This is a genomic window from Pseudidiomarina sp. (assembly GCF_048267825.1).
Classification (GTDB): domain Bacteria; phylum Pseudomonadota; class Gammaproteobacteria; order Enterobacterales; family Alteromonadaceae; genus Pseudidiomarina.
The window spans coordinates 67,205-84,593 of record NZ_JBLWWR010000001.1 but is presented as its reverse complement, the minus strand read 5'-3'; the positions used below and the strand labels follow the sequence as shown (position 1 = coordinate 84,593).

Here is a 17,389-nt window from a genome sequence, read left to right as displayed (position 1 = left end):
AGATATAGAACACTTCGGCGGCGGCAGTTTTGCGTTAAACAAATGCCCTTTTGTCGCCCCGCTGAAAGTGATCGATGAGCATGCTCAAGCGCGCTGGAATATTAATTTTGAAGTGATTGAACAGCATCGGCAACAGCTTCTCGCCAATCCAGAATTGCGTGAGCGCTTAATTGCCGCAACCATTCACAGTCGGGAATTTGAGCCGACCAATGACCCCGATCTTATGCTATATAGCGGGGACTTTTTTAGTGATCAAGATCGTTCGAACATGGCCATAATTCGTGCTACCGAACCGAATCAACTGGCCGGCCTAGAGCTTAATTTTGTCGATAAACGTTTACCTGAAATGCTGTTCCGTTTTCGCGCGCGTAATTACCCAGCAACGCTTACTGACAGTGAGCTGCAGCGCTGGCGTACGTTCTGCCAGAATAGACTGATGGAGCCGCCAGGCCGCGCATTAAACGCTGAACAATTTATGCACATACTTGAACAACTGTCACAACAACATGCAAATTCCAGCAAGAATATGCGGTTATTGCAGGACTTGTACCGTTACGTACAAAGTTTGTAGTTTATAACAGAACACCAAAGGGATACGCCCATGAGCCCATCGTCACTGCATTTTGATTACATTGTTGTTGGCGGCGGTACCGCCGGGTGTGTGTTAGCAAATCGACTCACTGAAAACGGGCGCTTTAAAGTGGCGCTATTTGAGGCCGGTGGCGACGGTAAATCGTCTTTTAGCGACATGCCCGGTGGCGTCATTCGATTTATGCATAGTCGCGCGTTTAATTGGCTCTATCGCAGTCAGGACACCCCACCATTACGCAACGGTAAAGGCCTTTATACACCGCGCGGCAAAGGGCTTGGCGGCAGCAGTATGATTAACGCCATGATTTATACGCGCGGAGTGCCCAGCGACTACGAGCACTGGGCAGCAAATAGTTCATCAGACTGGGGTTGGGCGAATGTACTGCAGCGCTTTCGTAAGCTGGAATGCAATCAGCGGGGTGCCAACGCTTTTCATGGCGATAAAGGCCCTCTGCATGTCAGCGATGTGCCAACCTATTTCACCGCCGCCAAAAAGTTTATTGAAGCCGGTGTGGCAGCGGGTATTCCACATAACCCTGACTTCAATGGGGCCACACTGTATGGTGTGGGCGCGTTTCAGTTCACGATATACAACAATGCCCGCTGGAGTGCGCGCAAAGCATTTCTTGATCCAGCACGCGCGCGCCCAAATTTAACGGTGTTTACCAATAGCCTGGTTGAACGCATCACCTTTGAAGGCAACACAGCAACCGGCATCCAGTTTCGCCAAAACGGCAAGGCATACGTGGCGCGAGCGGAACGTGAAGTAATTATTAGTGGCGGCGCAATCAACTCACCGCAACTGTTGATGCTGTCGGGTATCGGCCCTGCCGAGCATTTGCAACAGCATAATATTCAAGTGATAGCGAACAGCCCTGACGTTGGCAAGAACCTGCAAGATCATGTTGATGTGATGGTGCATTATCGCAATCAGCGCAAAGACGGCATTAGCCTAACCCCACTTGGACTGCTCAAAATGGCTGCAGCCTGGTGGCAGTATCGCACCAAGCGTACCGGCCCGCTTGCGGTTTCGCCCGCTGAAGTGGGTGGGTTTCTAAAAAGCAGCCCCGAGCTGGCAGATCCAGATCTACAGCTGCATTTTGTTTCCACGCGGTTTAATGACAGCGGTTGGGACTTGCGCCCAGCTTTTCGTCACGGTTTTGCCTGTCACGTATGTGTATTAAGGCCAAAGGCCCGAGGCGAGTTACTATTAGCCAGCGACAATCCCGCTGAACCGCCGATTTTTCGTTATAACTTTTTAAATAATGAACAGGACCGTGCAGCCCTGCTTTCAGGTGTTCATCAAGTTAGAAAAATAATGCAGCAAGCGCCACTTAAACAGCACAATGGCGGCGAAGTATGGCCAGGCCCCACGCACTCCGACAAAGCGCTTTTGGAGCGAATTGAAAGCAATATTGGTTTGATTTATCACCCCACCAGCACGTGCCGTATGGGTAATGACGCGCACGCTGTGGTTGATGCCAAGCTTCGCGTCAATGGGGTCAGTAGTTTGCGCGTTATCGATGCGTCAATCATGCCGACGGTTTTGAGTGGAAATACGAACGCCCCCACCATGGTAATTGCCGATATTGGCGCCGACTATATTCTAGCCGACGCCGACATATCGAACTAAAAGTACTTAGTGGATAGGCTTACCGAAGCGCGCGAAGAAGCGCGCCAAGGCTGGAATGAGAATCAACGCACCCAGCATGTTCCATAAGAACATGAAGGTAAGCAGAATGCCCATATCCGCTTGGAATTTAATCGGTGAGAAAATCCAAGTTGCAACACCAATCGCTAACGTTAAGCCCGTGAAACCAACCGCTTTACCGGTGCTATCAAGCGCATACTTGTAGCTGTCATTCAAATGCATGCCCTGCGCCAAGCCCTCACGAATTTTGGTGTAAATATAGATACCATAGTCGACACCAATCCCCACACCAAGCGCAATAACAGGCAACGTCGCTACTTTCACACCAATACCGAGCACTGCCATTAGGCCTTGGCTCATTATGGTGGTTAGCATTAACGGTAAAATAATGCAGGTTACGGTGCGAATGCTGCGGAAGGTAATCAAGCACAACACAATAACCACGCCATATACCCACAACAGCATTTTGGTTTGAGCGGCTTCAATCACCGAGTTTGTGGCCGCTTCAATACCTGAGTTACCCGCTGCCATCAACAGCTCTAAACCTTCTTGCTGATATTGCTGATTAAAGGCATTGACCGATGCAACCACTGTTTGCAGCGTTTCTGCTTTATGGTCATTCAAGTAAATGATAATCGGCACCATAGAACAGTCGGGATTAATTAATCCTGGCGGCGTGCGCCCTGTGTTGGCGTTCAGCACATACTGGTTACGATTAAGGCTAAACCATTTAAGGTTACCCTCATTCAAACCAAACGAGCCCATTTTAGCCACGTAAACCACTGATTTTACGTCTTGCACACCCGGTGTGTTTTCCATGTGCCAGGTAAAACGGTCCATAACTTCAAGGTTGTCGTACGCAATGCATTGGCTCGGCGCCGTTTCAGCCATCACCACAAAAATGTCGGTACTGGAGCTGTAGTTATCAACAATAAACTTATTATCCAGATTATAACGGCTATCTGGGCGCAACTCCGGTGCCCCGGCGTCTAAATCACCAATTTTTAATTGCTGGCTATACACAAGCCCCCAGGTAACCCCAACCAATGCCAATATAAGCGCACTGTACGCCCATTTAGGCTGCGAAAAGCGGCTGAAGGTGGTTAGCACAGGATGATTTTGTTCGCGTGCTTTACGGGTGTATTCCGTTCCTTTTGGCGAAATGCCAACATACGACATGATAATGGGCAGCAAACCTAAGTTGGTCAGCACCACCACCGCAACACCAATACTCGCCGCAATTGCGAGCTCTTGTATCACCTCAATATCAATAACCATCAAGGTGGTGAAACCAATGGCATCAGAGATTAAGGCCGTTAAACCCGCAATATATAGCGAACGGAAAGCCAACCGAGTGGCTGCAAATTTGTCATGACCATCAACACGGTTGTTACTGATCGCATTGATGATCTGTACCCCGTGACTAACCCCAATAGCGAACACTAAGAATGGCACCAGCATTGAGTACGGATTAATACCCGAGCCAATCAGCTTAATAATTCCTAACTGCCATACCACAGCGATGATTGAACACGACAACACCGCAAACGCACTGCGCCAGCAGCGGCTGTACCAATAAAGCATCAGTAAGGTAATAACTATCGCGATAAAGAAGAACAAGCCAACTTGATACGCACCTTCAATTAAATCACCAATAACTTTGGCAAAACCGGTGATATGAATTTTAACGTTTTCAGTTTGGTATTTATCCCGAATGTTCTCTTCTAACTTTTGCGAAAACTCCTGATAATTTAGTGCTTCGCCTGTATCTGGATTAATTTCATTCAGCGGTACGAAAATTAGCGCTGACTTAAAGTTGTTGGCGACTAAATTCCCCACTTCACCTGAGCGCAGCACGTTGGTGCGCAGCTTATCCAGTGACTCTTCTGAGGCATCCCAGTTGTCTGGAATAACAGGCCCGCCCACGAAACCCTCTTCGGTTACTTCACTCCAGCGGACATTGGGCGTCCATACACTTTTTAGCCCACTGCGGTTAACACCTGGAATAAAAAACACTTCATCCGTAATTTCTTGCAGTGTTTTTTGGAATTCAGCGGTAAATATATCACCTTCAGTGGTTTCAACTGCAATTCGAACCACGTTGCCTAAGCTGGCCAGGTCTTCCTGATGGGTAAAATAATTCTGAATAAATTCATGCTGGGTTGGAATCATTTTGGTAAAGCTCGCCTCTGGGCGAACCATACTTGCATGCCAAGCTAAAAACGCGGTTGCAACAGCAAATATCACAAACCACAACGGGCGGAAGTTGAAGAGCGCGCGCTCTAACCATACGCTTTTAGTTTCAATAGACTGTTCAGACATCGGCTATTGTTCCTTTGTTATTGTAGTTTGTTGAATTGAGCTAAATTGCGGAATTTCTATCACACCACGCTGCCCCACTACCGTCAAACTGCCATCTTTATTGGTGATCAGGTCCGTTAGTGCAGCACCAGACGCGTGTGTCATATTTTCGATATCACCTTGCTGGTTTACCCAGCCAATCACACCGGCGTTACCAACTAAATAAACGCCGCCAGTCGCAGCATCAACAACGGCATTAATATTCACAGTGTCTTCGAGTTTGATCTGACTGAAGCTTTCACCGTGGTCAGTGCTCATGAAAATATTACCGCGTAAACCTACAATCCAAAGGTTGCCTTGCGCATCCACATGAAGCCCAAAGAACGACCCGTAATACGGCGAATCCAAAGTCTCCCACGTGGTACCTTGGTCGGCGCTACGAAATACCTGACCGCTTTCGCCAGCTAAATACACATAATCATTATCCGCAGCCAGGGCATTAAAATGAAAGCCATCTGGGTTCTCAACGTAATTATCCAGAATGTGCCAGCTGGCACCACCGTCCGTTGAACGAATTAGCGAGCCATAGGCGCCTACTGCTAAAATCACTTGCGAAGATAATGCACGCACATCTAAGAATGGTTTGGTCGGGCCATCTTCTTCGGCAAGTAATGCCATTTCGAGCGCAAACGTAGCATTATCCAAAGCAACGTATAATTCTTCTTCCGCGTCAGCATCAGAACCATCAAGCTCATCTTGCTGTGCAGTTAGTTCTGCCACCAAGTTTTCGAAATGCGTTTTTTGTAATTGAATGTACTCAAAGCCATCAAGTTGCCGCTGCCAGGTTTTGCCGCCATCGGTAGTGGCCGCAATCACACCATGGTGGCCCACGGCCCAACCTTGATTTGCGTCAGCGAAATCGACTGAGGTGAACAGTACACTGGTAGGAACTTCGGCTTGTTGCCAAGGTTGGTCATTGCTATCGCGGTAAATAATTACGCCATAATCGCCAACTGCGATGGTTCTATCGCCAGCGTAGGTAATTTCGGTAAGCACTGTCTTAGGCGCTTTGGTGGCCTGCATTGCTGGTGCATAAATGACTTCATAGTCAGTGACAGTATCGGCTTGTGCGGCCGGCAATAATGCATGCATTGCCGCCCCAACAAATGCCCCAGCATACGCTGTAGCTTTTATCATGGAACCCTCTTGATAATTCTGAGTCTTATAATTGTTTGGTAAATAGTTGCAAATTTCCAATTCGCGATACATGCTATGGAAAAATAACTAGAGGTCAAACCAGCTGCTACCTTACAACGAACCTCGTTCTAACGCTAGTATCAGTTGGGCATTTAAATTTGTTAAGATTTGATGTAGCTTTATTGCGTATAAAGAATGCGTATCTAGAACAACAAGGAAAAGCACAATGAATAAAATGATGCTGAAAGCCGGTATTTTCGCGCTATCTGTGGTGTCAGTGAGTGTCATGGCTAAAGTTAGCCCTGAAGAAGCTGCCCGCCTCGGTAATGACTTGACTCCGGTCGGTGCAGTAAAAGCAGCTAACCAAGACGGTAGTATTCCAGCTTGGGACGGCGGCTATAGCTTGCAAGCAGACGGCGAAGCGCCAGAGCGCCTTGCCGACCCGTTTGCTGACGAACAACCGCTTTACACGATTACTGCGGAAAACGTCTCACAATATCAAGATCTGCTTTCAGCAGGTCAGATGGCCATGTTTGAAAAGTACCCTGAGTACAAAATGCATGTCTATCCAACCCACCGCACAGCGGCTTATCCACAAGAAGTTTATGATGTGATTGCGAAAAACGCAGTTAACGCTGAACTGGTTGCTGGCGGTAATGGTTTATCAAATTTTGATAAGCACATTCCATTCCCTGTGCCAAAAAATGGTTTAGAAGTTATTTGGAACCACGTTACCCGTTATCGTGGTGGCGCAGTGCAACGTTTGGTTAACCAATTCCCAGTGCTTGAAAACGGCGATTTCGTTCCGGTACTTCTGCGCGAGTCATTGGTATTCCCTGAATACCTGAAAACTGGTCGCGAAGCAGCTGACGACAACGTATTGTTTTACTTCTTACAAGAAGTACTGGCACCGTCGCGTTTAACCGGTACCGTACTGTTGGTTCATGAAACAATCGACCAAGTAAAAGAATCACGTCGCGCTTGGCTGTACAACGCAGGTCAACGTCGTGTTCGTAAAGCACCATCAGTAGCGTATGACGGCCCGGGTACAGCTTCAGATGGGTTACGTACCTCTGACGGCCTTGACATGTTTAACGGCGCCCCAGATAAATACAACTGGGAACTGGTTGGTAAAAAAGAAATGCTGATTCCATACAACAACTACAAGTTGATGGATACCGACTTAAGCTATGACGATATCATTGGCCCGGGTCACATGAACCAAGACTACGTGCGTTATGAGAAGCACCGCGTTTGGGAAGTGAAAGGCACCTTGAAAGATGGTGAGCGTCATATCTATGCAACGCGCCACATGTTCATTGACGAAGACACCTGGACAGCATCGGTGATTGACCATTACGACGGTCGCGGTGAGTTATGGCGTGTAGCTGAAGCTTACAACACTCAGTTCTACTATAACGATACCCCGTGGATGGCTGCTGAAGCATTGTATGACCTGAACTCTGGTCGTTACATTCTGCTTGGTCTGGCGAACGAAGAAAGTGAATACATGAACTTCGATATCGAGCCAGAGCGTGGCGACTTCTCTACCGGCGCACTTCGCCGTATGGGTATTCGCTAAGCGTTAATGAAAACCGAATACATAAAAAAAAACCCAGCTTCGGCTGGGTTTTTCTTTTCTAACGCGCAAAAATTACTTACGTTCTAAACGTGCCAGCAAACTGGATGTGTCCCAGCGCGAACCACCCATTTTCTGCACCTCGGCATAAAACTGATCCACGAGTGCCGTCATTGGCATACTTAACCCCTGGCGTTCCGCTTCGCTCAAAGCAATCTTCAAATCTTTACGCATCCAATCAACTGCAAAACCATGCTCATAGTGTTGCGCCCACATGGTGTTATAACGATTTTTCATTTGCCATGAGCCAGCCGCACCCTGACTGATTGCATTAATCAAGGTATCCGGGTCCAAGCCAACTTTACGTGCCAGTTGCAGCCCTTCCGACAAGCCTTGTACCACTCCGGCAATACAAATTTGATTGACCATTTTAGCCAACTGACCATGCCCTGCTGGACCCATATATTCACGGGTTTTGGCGTAGCATGCTAAGGCTTCATCGGCGCGCTCTAAGGCGTCACGATCACCGCCAATCATGGCAGTCAGCACGCCGTTTTCTGCACCCTGCTGGCCACCTGACACCGGCGCGTCAAGAAAACCTATGCCGCGTTCTTTGGCTGCTTCTGCAATTTCCTTTGCAAGCTCTGCCGATGCCGTGGTGTGGTCAACCAAAATGCTGCCGGCTTGCATTGTCGCCAAAACACCGTCATCGCCATAAACAACACTACGTACGTCGTCATCATTGCCAACGCATAACATAACAAGGGATGCGTCCTTGGCAGCTTGAGCTGGCGTAGCGGCAGACTCGCCAGCGAATTCACTGGCCCAGTTTTGGGCTTTGCTTTGGGTACGGTTATACACCGTGGTGGTAAAACCGCCGCGCTGCAAATGACCTGCCATGGGATAGCCCATAACGCCTAAACCAATGAATGCGCATGTCATACTCATGTTACTACTCCCAGTTCGTTCAAAACCTAATCACTAACAGTGCCCTGTTCTGCAGGCACCGTCACATAAATTGCCTCAGTAAGTAGCGAAACGCTTACTGGACCCTGAAAATGAATATCGCCGTCTAGCTCTACCGGATGCTCGCTGTCACCTATAGAAAACTGCTTGGCCGTACTAAATTCGAGTGCTGGTGTTTGCTCAACTTTGTTTTGCACAACCCGCAATAATGCTTTGAGTTGCTGCCAGCGCTGCATTTGGGGAATACCAATGCGGGCGAGTAAACCTATGCTTCGATTCGCATTGGGATGTATCGGTATGCCGCCACCAATATAACGCCCTAACGCCACGATTTGTCCGTCGTCCCAATGCTGCTCATGATGCACCCGCGTGCGGTGATTAAACGAACCGAATAAATAACGCACCAATGCAATTGAATAGCTCAAGCGCCCAGCGCTTTGCTTTAGCCATGCTGGCTGTAAATGCATTAAATCAACACTCAAGCCCGTGCCAACATGGTTTACAAAATAGCAGGTGTTGGCAACGCCTAAACACTCGATAGACGTTGTAATGGGCGTTCGCATTCGCCAGCGCCAGGTGCGTAACCCGTGGTCACGTGCAAAGTCATTCCCGGTACCAACGGGGATAACCGTTAATTTTACCGGTGTTTTAACCACCACGTTTGCGGCAATATTGACGCTGCCATCGCCCCCAATCACCACACATTCATTGGCCGATTTGCAGGCTTGCCGCAGCGATTCAAGATCATGATGACGACTTGCTGAACTAGGCAACACCACCACCGAATTTACATCGTCCTGGCTCAAAAAATAGGCTTCATAGCGCCGTGCAAATCGTCGCGCACGGTTACTTAGTGCATTAAAATAGATAACAATGCTATCAGGCATGCTTAATCTGCCAGTGCAGGTAGCGGCCAATATCAACAAATGGCGACTGCTGGTTATAACGCAGCTCCAGCGCTAATAACTCGTCAAAACGCTGCTGGTCTTCACGGTTACGTAAATAGTCGTGAAAACAGCGCACGCCAGTTTTTTGCGTGACTCGCAAACCAAGCTTTGCCAACCATTGCACCACGTCTGCTGGTGATAACGGTTGCTGCGGACTCATTCGAACCGTCTTTTTAACCTTTAAGTCGGCTTGCACGTAATCAAAATTACCGAAGATAATGTTGGCCAATATTTTGGCATCGCGATTGTAAAACATCAGCGACAACTGCCCTGCCGGGGCCATTAACTGCTTTAACGTAACCAGCGCCTGTTGAGGGTCAGCAAGCCATTCCAACACGGCGTGGCACAACACCACATCAAAACGTTGCTGTAGCAAGTCAGGCAATTGCTGCAAGGGCGCAACATGATACTGGTAATGCGCTGCGAGCCCCTCGCGTTCATGCAAAACTTTTGCTTCCGCCACAATTTCCGGAGAAATATCTGTATGGGTTACGTGACAGCCCGCGCGCGCAAACATCTGTGACAATTGCCCCATGCCTCCGCCCACATCCAGCACGCGCAAAGGTTTATGCTGAGCAGCGTCCAACCATGGCTGTAAATCGCGTTGCAAAACAGCCAAACGCAATTTGCCTTTGTTGGTTGCATAAATATTACGAGAAAACTTTCCAGTTATTCCCTCAAAGCTATGATCGCTCGACATGATGTATTAGGCCGGATTATCGATATCAATAAAATGATGCTGCAGATCAAACCGGTTCGCCAAATGCTCACCCAGGGCTTTTATGCCGTACCGTTCAGTAGCATGATGGCCGGCGGCAAAATACGCTACCCCTTGCTCCTGCGCGCTGTGTGTTGTTTGCTCTGAAATTTCACCGCTAATAAAAGCATCAAAACCAGCGGCTGCGGCTTGATCTATATAGCCCTGCCCGCCGCCTGTGCACCAAGCGACTTTTTGAATCGGTGTGTCACGATCAATGCGTACCGTCAGCGTGCGTTGTAAGCAACTTTCAAGATGTTCGCCCAGTTCACGTGAGCTCATTGGCGAGGCCAGCGTGCACCCCATCACAACGCCTTCCGGTTCAGCTGACAACAGTGCTTGCGGCTTTGGCCAACCAAACAGCTTCGCCAATTGCGCGTTGTTCCCCAATTCCGGGTGTACGTCTAACGGCAAGTGGTAGCCAAACAGATTGATGTCGGCTTTAAGCAAAGCTTGAATACGGCGTTTTTTCATACCGGTAATAACGGCAGGTTCGTTTTTCCAAAAATACCCATGGTGAACCAAAATCGCATCAGCTTTAAGCGCAATTGCTTGGTCAACCAAAGCCTGACTGGCTGTCACACCTGTCACAATGGTTTTGACCTGCTCGCGACCTTCAATTTGCAAACCATTCGGGCAAAAATCACGAATATGGTCTATTTGTAATAAATCACTGAGATAATGTTGTAGCTCTGAACGTTGCACAATGTCCTCGTTTCAGCCTATGAATTTCGATGAATATCGGATGTTTTTAGCATATTTTGCAGACGAATGTTTCACACATTAGACAATATGCTCAAAAAACGGTATAAAAATGGCACACACTAACGTAATAGCTATAGGATAATATCCATGAGCAAACTTGATAAAGACCAAGTGCTTGCTGATTTTACTGCAGCATACCAGCAAGCTCACGGCAAAAAACCGAAAGTTGAAGCGAAAGGCGGCTGGTATAGCGTCGACGGCGGCAAAAATGTACGCCTAGCGCAACTTGCTGAAGAAGCCGAGACATTAGCTGGTGGCAAAGCAGCGAAACCAGCTGCCAAGGCAACCAAAGCGGCAGCTAAGCCTGCAGCAAAAAAAGAAACCAAGAAAGCTGCAGAACCAGCCAAGAAAACACCTGCTAAAAAGCCTGCTGCAAAAGCTGCAAAAGCAAAAGTTAGCAAGAGTGCAAATGGCGGGCTTACTGCAAAAGAATTGTGGCGCCAGCGCTTAAAGCAAGATAGCACGTTATCGCGTCTACCACGCGGCTATGATTAAGCTTTAAAGCCCGTCAAAAGGCCTACAAAAAAGGGAAATAAGCGTGCTTATTTCCCTTTTTCTATTACTGTTACCCGTTACTTCTTGCCAATATATAGGGTTATCTCACCCACTGGCAGGCCGTATTTATACATCTGGGTGCGATTAATCATGTTGTCGGAATCAACCAAATACAACCAATCGTCTAAGTTAACTGCAAAAGGCTCGCCATCGCGCTCAATGATCAGCGTGTAGCTCCAATTCAAAACATTTCCAGCCGTAGTACCTTCAGCCACGCCTTCTACATCACTAGCGCGCCCTTCATAGCTGTTCTCACCGGTTTTGGTGATGTACCAGATGCGCTCCTGCTCGGTACCATCGGCGTAATAAAACTGCTCGTCTAAAATACCCTCGCTACCGTTCCAGGTACCTTTTAAATCCGCATGAAAACGTTGAATAACTTTACCGCTATAGTCTTGCACCATACCGTAAGCAACCAAGTCGCCATTAAAAAATTCTTCAAGTTTTAACTGGGGTTGCTCGCCTTGGTAATCTTCAATTTGGGCTGAACACCCAACTAACAAAGCTACTATGGCAGCAACAAATGCTGTTTTTAATACCATCACGCGGTTCATTATTGTGCTCCTATGAGCGCATTACGCTCATCTTTGAATCGTGAGTTCTCAGACAACCAAATGGCTAAGAAATCATCGGTAAACCGTGCCGATTCAATGGTTCCCAATCGGCCTTCAGGGCCATAAAATTCGGCATGACCAGCATCATTTTCAACCACCGTAATGCAGTCGCCTTCGCGCACATCAGGCCACATATCACGCAATTCATTCAACCATTGCTGATGTGCTTCAGTGTTTTCAATTTTTAAGCGTTGCCATTCTTCCGCGGTGGTATCAACAAGATCATCGGCATCAATGTTACGCAGGTAGCTTAGTTGCAACGCGCGCTGCGCCGCGTCTTGGTAAGCGCCGGTGTCAGTACGAAGTTCGGCATCGTAGACATCCCAAAACCAAACCTTTAAGCGAGTTTCGCCCACCACCTTAAGTTCATCGAACGCAGCAACACTGCATTGGCTCGCGTAAACCGGCTGTATGCTCAATACCGCAACGGTTAGTGCCAACAAAAAGGCTTTAATTTTCATCGTGCCCTCCTTCCGAGTACGACTCCAGACTGCGACTGTGCGACAACGTAGCGTTGCATCAGCACAGCAAAAACGACCATATAAACGGCCCACAACACTGCATAGACAACCCAAAGCAGCCATTCCGCTCGTAATAATTCTGCCGCCCCCAAGCGTATTCCAATTGCATAGGTTAGCGGACCCGAAGCAATACCAAGCAGTGCTGCCCAAACCGGACGCCCAGCTAAATCACTTAACGTGTTCATGAGCATGCCGGCGAAACCCAGCCAGAGCAAAATTAACCACCACGGTAAAAAGCCACCGTTAAAGGTTAATATTCCGACCCCTACCACCGTAGCCTCGAGCGCTAGCCCCAACACCACGAACACCGCGTACAACCGCCAGTTAAAGGCGCTACTGCGTATTGCCAAAGCTACCTGAAGGCAAACCAATAATAGGGTCGCTAGCAGCCATTCAGAGCGCCCTGCTATGGCACTTATCCAAACTAAATCGAATAAAAATAAGCCGATGAGTTTGGGTAGCCACCGTTTAACGCGAGCTGACATTAACGGCATTGCGGCTTCGTCGCCACTAACTGAACCGCTGACACGGCACGTTCAAGAAAACCACCTTCGCAATAACACAGGTAATAGTTCCACATGCGCCCGAAACGCTCGTCATAACCGTGTTGCATCAGTTGCGGATGCGCCTTGTTGAACTTTACCCGCCAATCAGCCAAGGTCTTGGCGTAATCAAAACCAATATCATCGACATGACGAATCACCATATTGGTGTGTTTAGTAAACATTTCGCTCATCATGGTTATTGACGGCAAAAAGCCACCTGGGAAGATGTACTTTTGAATAAAGTCGACTGAGTTGGCGTAGCTCTTCATGCGCTGATCAGCAATGGTAATGGCTTGCAAAGCCATTTTTCCGTCAGGTTTCAACAAACGGTTGCAGGTGCTAAAAAACGTGGCCATGTATTTGCGACCAACCGCTTCTATCATTTCAACCGAAACCAGCTTGTCGTAGGTGCCAGTTAAATCGCGATAGTCGTTCTTTAATAAAGTAATTTTGTCGCCCAAGTTTTCCTGGGCAATAAGCGCCTCAGTGTAACGAAACTGCTCTTCTGAAATAGTTGTGGTCGTCACGTGGCAGCCATAATGCTTGGCCGCAAAAACCGCTAACCCGCCCCAACCTGTACCAATTTCCAACAAATGGTCTTCCGGTTTAAGCTCTAAGCTGTCGCACAGGCGTTTAAGCTTATGCTGCTGTGCCTCGGCTAAATCAGCATCAGCGCGCGGATAAACTGCACTCGAATACTGCAATGACGGGTCTAGAAACGCCCGATATAAGTCGTTACCCAAGTCATAGTGGGCCGAGATATTTTCTTTCGCTTGGCGTTTGCTGTTATTGCGACGCCAATGCTGAAATTTTTGAATCGGTAATAGTAGCCAGCTTAATTTAGCTTCAGCGGCATCAAGTGCAGGCAGGTTGCGCGCGAAAATTTGAATCACATGGGTCAGGTTCGGCGTTGTCCAACTTTCATCCATAAATAATTCAGCTGCACCAATACTGCCGCCGAACAAAAAACGACGATAAAAATCGCGCTTCTGGATGTCAATTTCAGCCTTGATGTTGCTTTTATCGGAGCCAAATTTGCCGACCACCTCGCCGCGCTCTTTCACAATCAAGTAGCCTTCAGTGAGCTTACCTAAAAGCCCGAGCACGATCTTTCGTAATACCTTGTCTACACTTGTTAAGTCGTTCTGCATAACCGCTAATGCATCTTCTTTGTACATGAAGCTAACCCTTATTTTCACTCATCTGGTTTGGGGTGCGCGTACACGGGGGTGCGCTTTAACCACAATCGCAAAGCCTGCCAGTAAATTGCACTGACAGTGCTTAACGTATTTATCGGATACCTTAATAATACGTTGCGAATCGATTTCGAGTTCAATTCAACCCGCGTTAATTTCACAGTCGCACTGAAATGGCGCTTTTCTTTGTGTACGTCTAAGTGAATCATCGCGCGATGATTAGGGGTTTGTTGCGGTGGGATAAGCTGCCAATGGTAGCGCATATCTAAAGGGTTAAACGGCGATACGTGAAACGCCTTGTCATGAACCAAAGCTTCATTTAAATCGAGCGCATAATAATGGCGCTCATTCCAGGGCGTATTGCTAACTTCGGCCAACATGTAGCTGTATGTGTCACTACCTTCCGGTTGCACGAAATAGCAATTAAGTGGGCTAAAATACAATCCAAAAGTGCGCACGGCACCTAAAAAGAATACGCGGCCATGAACAGGCTTGCCGATTCGTTTTGCGATTTCAAGGCGTACCGTTTCGGCAAGGTCGCCTTCGCTGCCGCGTATGTAGTCTTTGCGACGAAACCACAGGGGTGCAAACTTATCCACTGATAACCAGCGACTTTGGCTAGCCACTTGCTCCAGTTCGTCCAAAGCGAACCACCATTGGGTAATGCTGTACTCAAATGCATGTTTTGTGGGCCGATAACGCGCATGATGCACGCGACCACTCAAAATGGCGCTAGCCAACATACCAGTTTACTCCGAAGCGTTTCGCGACATCTACAGCACTGCGCACGCCGTCTTCATGGAAACCGTTGTACCAGTAAGCGCCGGTAAAATGAGTATGATTGTTCCCGCAGATACGCTCACGCTGCGCCCGCGCTTGCATTGACGCAACACTGTAAACGGGATGCGCATAATGGTAGGTGCCAAGCACCTTTTCAGGGCGAATAGCAGTGGTATTATTTAGCGTGACACAGAACACTTCTGGCGCCTCGATACGTTGCAGAATGTTCATATTATAGCTCACCGAACTTGGTCGTGTGCGCGCTTCAGAATCGGTATGCAGTAAATAATTCCAACTAGCCCAAGCCAACTTGGCGCGTGGCAATAAGCGCACGTCAGTATGCAGTACCACTTCGTTCATTTGATAGGGTATTGCGCCCAGTACTGCCCGCTCTTCTGCAGTCGGGTTCGCCAGCAAGGCCAGCGCCTCGTCACTGTGGCACGCAAAAACAACTTCATCAAAATCGTGCAGCGTACCGTCGGCAAACTCAAGTGTTATCGCACCCTCGCGGTCAGTTAATTGGCGATGGACCGCTACAATATTGGCATTGCAGTGAATATGTTCAGCAAATTTCTGCGTTAACGGCTCAATGTATGCGCTTGAACCACCAACAATGGTGTGCCATTGCGGGCGGTCAGCCACGTTCAATAAACCGTGATTGGAGAAGAAGCGCAGGAAAAACCCAAGTGGGAATGCTTCAGCCTCTTGCAAGCTGGCACTCCAAATCGCCGCGACCATTGGCAGAATATAAAGCTCACTCACTTCTTCGGCAATGTTTTGCTCACGCAAGAATTCACCTAAGGTTAGCTCATCAAGGTTAGCCTCAGTTTCGTACGCGAGCTTAGCGGCCTTATTGAAACGCAAAATGCCGTTAATAAGCCGATAGAATTTTGGTGAAAACAGATTTTTACGTTGCGCAAATAAGGTGTTGAGATTGTGGCCGTTGTATTCCAAGCCGCTTTTTGGGTCACGCACACTGAAACTCATTTCAGTATCTTGCCAGGCCACCCCTAACTCACGCATCAGCGCGCGGAAATTAGGATAAGTGCGGTCGTTAAATACAATAAAACCGGTATCAATGGCATAGTCCTTACCATGCACATTAACCGTTACAGTGCGTGTGTGCCCGCCAACATAGTCGTTCTTTTCAAAAACAGTAACCTGATGCTCTTTACTTAACAAATACGCAGATGTTAACCCCGAAATACCTGAGCCGATTATGGCAATATTCATGCAAGAACTACTCCGTTAGAAATTACGTCATGCGCTTGGAAAGCGCCACTTGCCATGCCTGCGGCAGGCGCGACATTAACTTTAAAAACAAACCGAATGTTGTTGGAAAAGTAATATCCGTGGTTTTTTTACGAATTCCCTTACGGATTCGATCAGAGGCAAATTCGACACTGACCCGCATCGGCATTTCAAAATCGTTGGCATCGGTCATTGGCGTTTCGACAAAACCTGGCGACACGGTTTGCACGCAAATGCCACGCGGTTGCAAATCAACCTGTAACGAACGCGCGATATACTGCATTGCCGCTTTTGAACCGCCATAGGCTTCGGCCCGTGTAAACGGCAACAGTCTAGCGGTACTGCCTACCAGCACCAACTGGCTCCCACGTTTTAAGTTCGGCAATAACGCTTCTATGCAGCGCATCATGCCAAATACATTCACGTTAAAAACCCGCTCAAACATTGCCGCTTCAAAACGCTCAATATCCACGTACTCACAAACGCCCGCAGACATGATCACAACGTCAATGTCGGTATAGCTGGATAATGCTTGCATGGTTTGGTCGGCATCGGTCACATCAAGGCGTTGGCCGGCAATCTTATCGGGAAACCGCTGTTCGAGTTCGGCGAGTACATCGGTGTTTCGCCCGCAGGCGATAACGGTGTGCCCTTCGGCGGCATAATCCAATGCAACCTGTTTACCAATACCTGATGTCGCGCCAGTAATTAAAATATTCATGACGATTTTACTCGCGTTTTCACTTTGTTAATCACGAAGCCAATAAATGGCAAGTGTTCATAGAGCATAGCGCCGGCATCGTAATAATCGGTTTGTGACAAAATTTTATCGTTCTCCAGTTTTAAATGACTGGTGCCCGGCACAATAATTTCGCGTCCCTCAGCTAGCTTGGGATGTTTCAATCGCATTTGCCAAGTCACAAAAACATCGTCGCCCTGGCGGGCCCGATCAGCAAAGGCAAAGTGGCAATACTCAACACCCTTAATCGTGTTGCGAAAATATGTTTTGAGATTATCCAGACCGTGCACATGGTGAATTGGGTCAACAAAGCTAACGTCATCACAATACAATGCATCTAACGCATCAATACTCTCGGCGTTTAAATCGTCATAGAGGCGTTCAAGCTGCTCAACAATATCTGCCACACTTGTCATGCTGTTCTCCTGTGCTGC

General features: G+C 48.0%; 17 protein-coding genes and 1 pseudogene. 4 read left to right on the top strand and 14 right to left on the bottom strand.

Features of this window, described 5'->3' with window-relative positions; translation table 11 throughout:
- Together ACN0UN_RS00455 and ACN0UN_RS00450 are read left to right on the top strand one after the other, a co-directional pair.
- Positions 1-571: pseudogene (locus ACN0UN_RS00455) on the top strand (exodeoxyribonuclease I); the annotation flags it as partial.
- 30 nt (positions 572-601) lie between these two features.
- Complete coding sequence (locus tag ACN0UN_RS00450; protein ID WP_417658228.1) at positions 602-2,224, top strand: GMC family oxidoreductase; 1,623 nt, start codon at positions 602-604, stop codon at positions 2,222-2,224.
- A 6-nt stretch (positions 2,225-2,230) separates the two neighbouring features.
- Here ACN0UN_RS00450 and ACN0UN_RS00445 read toward each other — a convergent pair whose 3' ends face one another.
- Entirely contained in the window at positions 2,231-4,564 is a 2,334-nt protein-coding gene (locus tag ACN0UN_RS00445) for an efflux RND transporter permease subunit (RefSeq protein ID WP_417658227.1), read from the bottom strand.
- 3 nt (positions 4,565-4,567) lie between these two features.
- Positions 4,568-5,740, bottom strand: coding sequence for a WD40/YVTN/BNR-like repeat-containing protein (locus tag ACN0UN_RS00440; protein ID WP_417658226.1), 1,173 nt, complete (start codon positions 5,738-5,740; stop codon positions 4,568-4,570).
- Positions 5,741-5,966: 226 nt separating this feature from the next.
- On the opposite strand from ACN0UN_RS00440, the gene ACN0UN_RS00435 reads away from it, so the two are divergent.
- Positions 5,967-7,322, top strand: coding sequence for a DUF1329 domain-containing protein (locus ACN0UN_RS00435; protein ID WP_417658225.1), 1,356 nt, complete (start codon positions 5,967-5,969; stop codon positions 7,320-7,322).
- A gap of 72 nt (positions 7,323-7,394) precedes the next feature.
- Here the strand turns inward: ACN0UN_RS00435 and ACN0UN_RS00430 are convergent, their stop codons facing one another.
- The 4 genes from ACN0UN_RS00430 to ACN0UN_RS00415 are packed head-to-tail and all read right to left on the bottom strand — an operon-like array spanning position 7,395 to position 10,694.
- Positions 7,395-8,267, bottom strand: coding sequence for an NAD(P)-dependent oxidoreductase (locus tag ACN0UN_RS00430; RefSeq protein ID WP_417658224.1), 873 nt, complete (start codon positions 8,265-8,267; stop codon positions 7,395-7,397).
- 26 nt (positions 8,268-8,293) lie between these two features.
- Positions 8,294-9,172, bottom strand: a complete 879-nt coding sequence (locus ACN0UN_RS00425; RefSeq protein WP_417658223.1) for a diacylglycerol/lipid kinase family protein — start codon at positions 9,170-9,172, stop codon at positions 8,294-8,296.
- Positions 9,165-9,932, bottom strand: coding sequence for a methyltransferase domain-containing protein (locus ACN0UN_RS00420; protein ID WP_417658222.1), 768 nt, complete (start codon positions 9,930-9,932; stop codon positions 9,165-9,167). The genes ACN0UN_RS00425 and ACN0UN_RS00420 overlap by 8 nt, the downstream gene beginning before the upstream one ends.
- A 6-nt stretch (positions 9,933-9,938) precedes the next feature.
- Positions 9,939-10,694, bottom strand: coding sequence for a Nif3-like dinuclear metal center hexameric protein (locus ACN0UN_RS00415; RefSeq protein ID WP_417658221.1), 756 nt, complete (start codon positions 10,692-10,694; stop codon positions 9,939-9,941).
- Positions 10,695-10,841: 147 nt separating this feature from the next.
- Between ACN0UN_RS00415 and ACN0UN_RS00410 the strand changes: the two genes are divergently transcribed.
- Entirely contained in the window at positions 10,842-11,249 is a 408-nt protein-coding gene (locus tag ACN0UN_RS00410) for a hypothetical protein (RefSeq protein ID WP_417658220.1), read from the top strand.
- A 77-nt stretch (positions 11,250-11,326) separates the two neighbouring features.
- Here ACN0UN_RS00410 and ACN0UN_RS00405 read toward each other — a convergent pair whose 3' ends face one another.
- Genes ACN0UN_RS00405 through ACN0UN_RS00370 form a run of 8 tightly spaced genes read right to left on the bottom strand, consistent with a single transcriptional unit; the run spans position 11,327 to position 17,371 of the window.
- On the bottom strand, positions 11,327-11,863 hold the full coding sequence (locus ACN0UN_RS00405; protein ID WP_417658219.1) for a DUF3833 domain-containing protein: 537 nt from the start codon (positions 11,861-11,863) through the stop codon (positions 11,327-11,329).
- Positions 11,863-12,384 carry a chalcone isomerase family protein gene (locus ACN0UN_RS00400; RefSeq protein ID WP_417658218.1) on the bottom strand — a complete coding sequence of 174 codons (522 nt, stop codon included), beginning with the start codon at positions 12,382-12,384 and terminating at the stop codon, positions 11,863-11,865. Before ACN0UN_RS00400 ends, ACN0UN_RS00405 begins: the two co-directional genes overlap by 1 nt.
- Positions 12,381-12,938 carry a DUF2878 domain-containing protein gene (locus ACN0UN_RS00395; RefSeq protein WP_417658217.1) on the bottom strand — a complete coding sequence of 186 codons (558 nt, stop codon included), beginning with the start codon at positions 12,936-12,938 and terminating at the stop codon, positions 12,381-12,383. The genes ACN0UN_RS00400 and ACN0UN_RS00395 overlap by 4 nt, the downstream gene beginning before the upstream one ends.
- Positions 12,929-14,167 carry a class I SAM-dependent methyltransferase gene (locus ACN0UN_RS00390; RefSeq protein ID WP_417658216.1) on the bottom strand — a complete coding sequence of 413 codons (1,239 nt, stop codon included), beginning with the start codon at positions 14,165-14,167 and terminating at the stop codon, positions 12,929-12,931. Before ACN0UN_RS00390 ends, ACN0UN_RS00395 begins: the two co-directional genes overlap by 10 nt.
- Before the next feature lie 17 nt (positions 14,168-14,184).
- On the bottom strand, positions 14,185-14,928 hold the full coding sequence (locus tag ACN0UN_RS00385; protein ID WP_417658215.1) for a DUF1365 domain-containing protein: 744 nt from the start codon (positions 14,926-14,928) through the stop codon (positions 14,185-14,187).
- Entirely contained in the window at positions 14,918-16,198 is a 1,281-nt protein-coding gene (locus tag ACN0UN_RS00380; protein WP_417658214.1) for an NAD(P)/FAD-dependent oxidoreductase, read from the bottom strand. Before ACN0UN_RS00380 ends, ACN0UN_RS00385 begins: the two co-directional genes overlap by 11 nt.
- Before the next feature lie 22 nt (positions 16,199-16,220).
- Complete coding sequence (locus ACN0UN_RS00375; protein WP_417658213.1) at positions 16,221-16,937, bottom strand: SDR family NAD(P)-dependent oxidoreductase; 717 nt, start codon at positions 16,935-16,937, stop codon at positions 16,221-16,223.
- Positions 16,934-17,371, bottom strand: a complete 438-nt coding sequence (locus tag ACN0UN_RS00370; RefSeq protein ID WP_417658212.1) for a nuclear transport factor 2 family protein — start codon at positions 17,369-17,371, stop codon at positions 16,934-16,936. The genes ACN0UN_RS00375 and ACN0UN_RS00370 overlap by 4 nt, the downstream gene beginning before the upstream one ends.
- Positions 17,372-17,389 lie beyond the last annotated feature (18 nt).

Coding starts and splice junctions, on each gene's coding strand:
- ACN0UN_RS00450 (WP_417658228.1), top strand. CDS start 602: ATGAGCCCATCGTCACTGCATTTTGATTACATTGTTGTTGGCGGCGGT.
- ACN0UN_RS00445 (WP_417658227.1), bottom strand. CDS start 4,564: ATGTCTGAACAGTCTATTGAAACTAAAAGCGTATGGTTAGAGCGCGCG.
- ACN0UN_RS00440 (WP_417658226.1), bottom strand. CDS start 5,740: ATGATAAAAGCTACAGCGTATGCTGGGGCATTTGTTGGGGCGGCAATG.
- ACN0UN_RS00435 (WP_417658225.1), top strand. CDS start 5,967: ATGAATAAAATGATGCTGAAAGCCGGTATTTTCGCGCTATCTGTGGTG.
- ACN0UN_RS00430 (WP_417658224.1), bottom strand. CDS start 8,267: ATGAGTATGACATGCGCATTCATTGGTTTAGGCGTTATGGGCTATCCC.
- ACN0UN_RS00425 (WP_417658223.1), bottom strand. CDS start 9,172: ATGCCTGATAGCATTGTTATCTATTTTAATGCACTAAGTAACCGTGCG.
- ACN0UN_RS00420 (WP_417658222.1), bottom strand. CDS start 9,932: ATGTCGAGCGATCATAGCTTTGAGGGAATAACTGGAAAGTTTTCTCGT.
- ACN0UN_RS00410 (WP_417658220.1), top strand. CDS start 10,842: ATGAGCAAACTTGATAAAGACCAAGTGCTTGCTGATTTTACTGCAGCA.
- ACN0UN_RS00405 (WP_417658219.1), bottom strand. CDS start 11,863: ATGAACCGCGTGATGGTATTAAAAACAGCATTTGTTGCTGCCATAGTA.
- ACN0UN_RS00400 (WP_417658218.1), bottom strand. CDS start 12,384: ATGAAAATTAAAGCCTTTTTGTTGGCACTAACCGTTGCGGTATTGAGC.
- ACN0UN_RS00395 (WP_417658217.1), bottom strand. CDS start 12,938: ATGCCGTTAATGTCAGCTCGCGTTAAACGGTGGCTACCCAAACTCATC.
- ACN0UN_RS00390 (WP_417658216.1), bottom strand. CDS start 14,167: ATGTACAAAGAAGATGCATTAGCGGTTATGCAGAACGACTTAACAAGT.
- ACN0UN_RS00385 (WP_417658215.1), bottom strand. CDS start 14,928: ATGTTGGCTAGCGCCATTTTGAGTGGTCGCGTGCATCATGCGCGTTAT.
- ACN0UN_RS00380 (WP_417658214.1), bottom strand. CDS start 16,198: ATGAATATTGCCATAATCGGCTCAGGTATTTCGGGGTTAACATCTGCG.
- ACN0UN_RS00375 (WP_417658213.1), bottom strand. CDS start 16,937: ATGAATATTTTAATTACTGGCGCGACATCAGGTATTGGTAAACAGGTT.
- ACN0UN_RS00370 (WP_417658212.1), bottom strand. CDS start 17,371: ATGACAAGTGTGGCAGATATTGTTGAGCAGCTTGAACGCCTCTATGAC.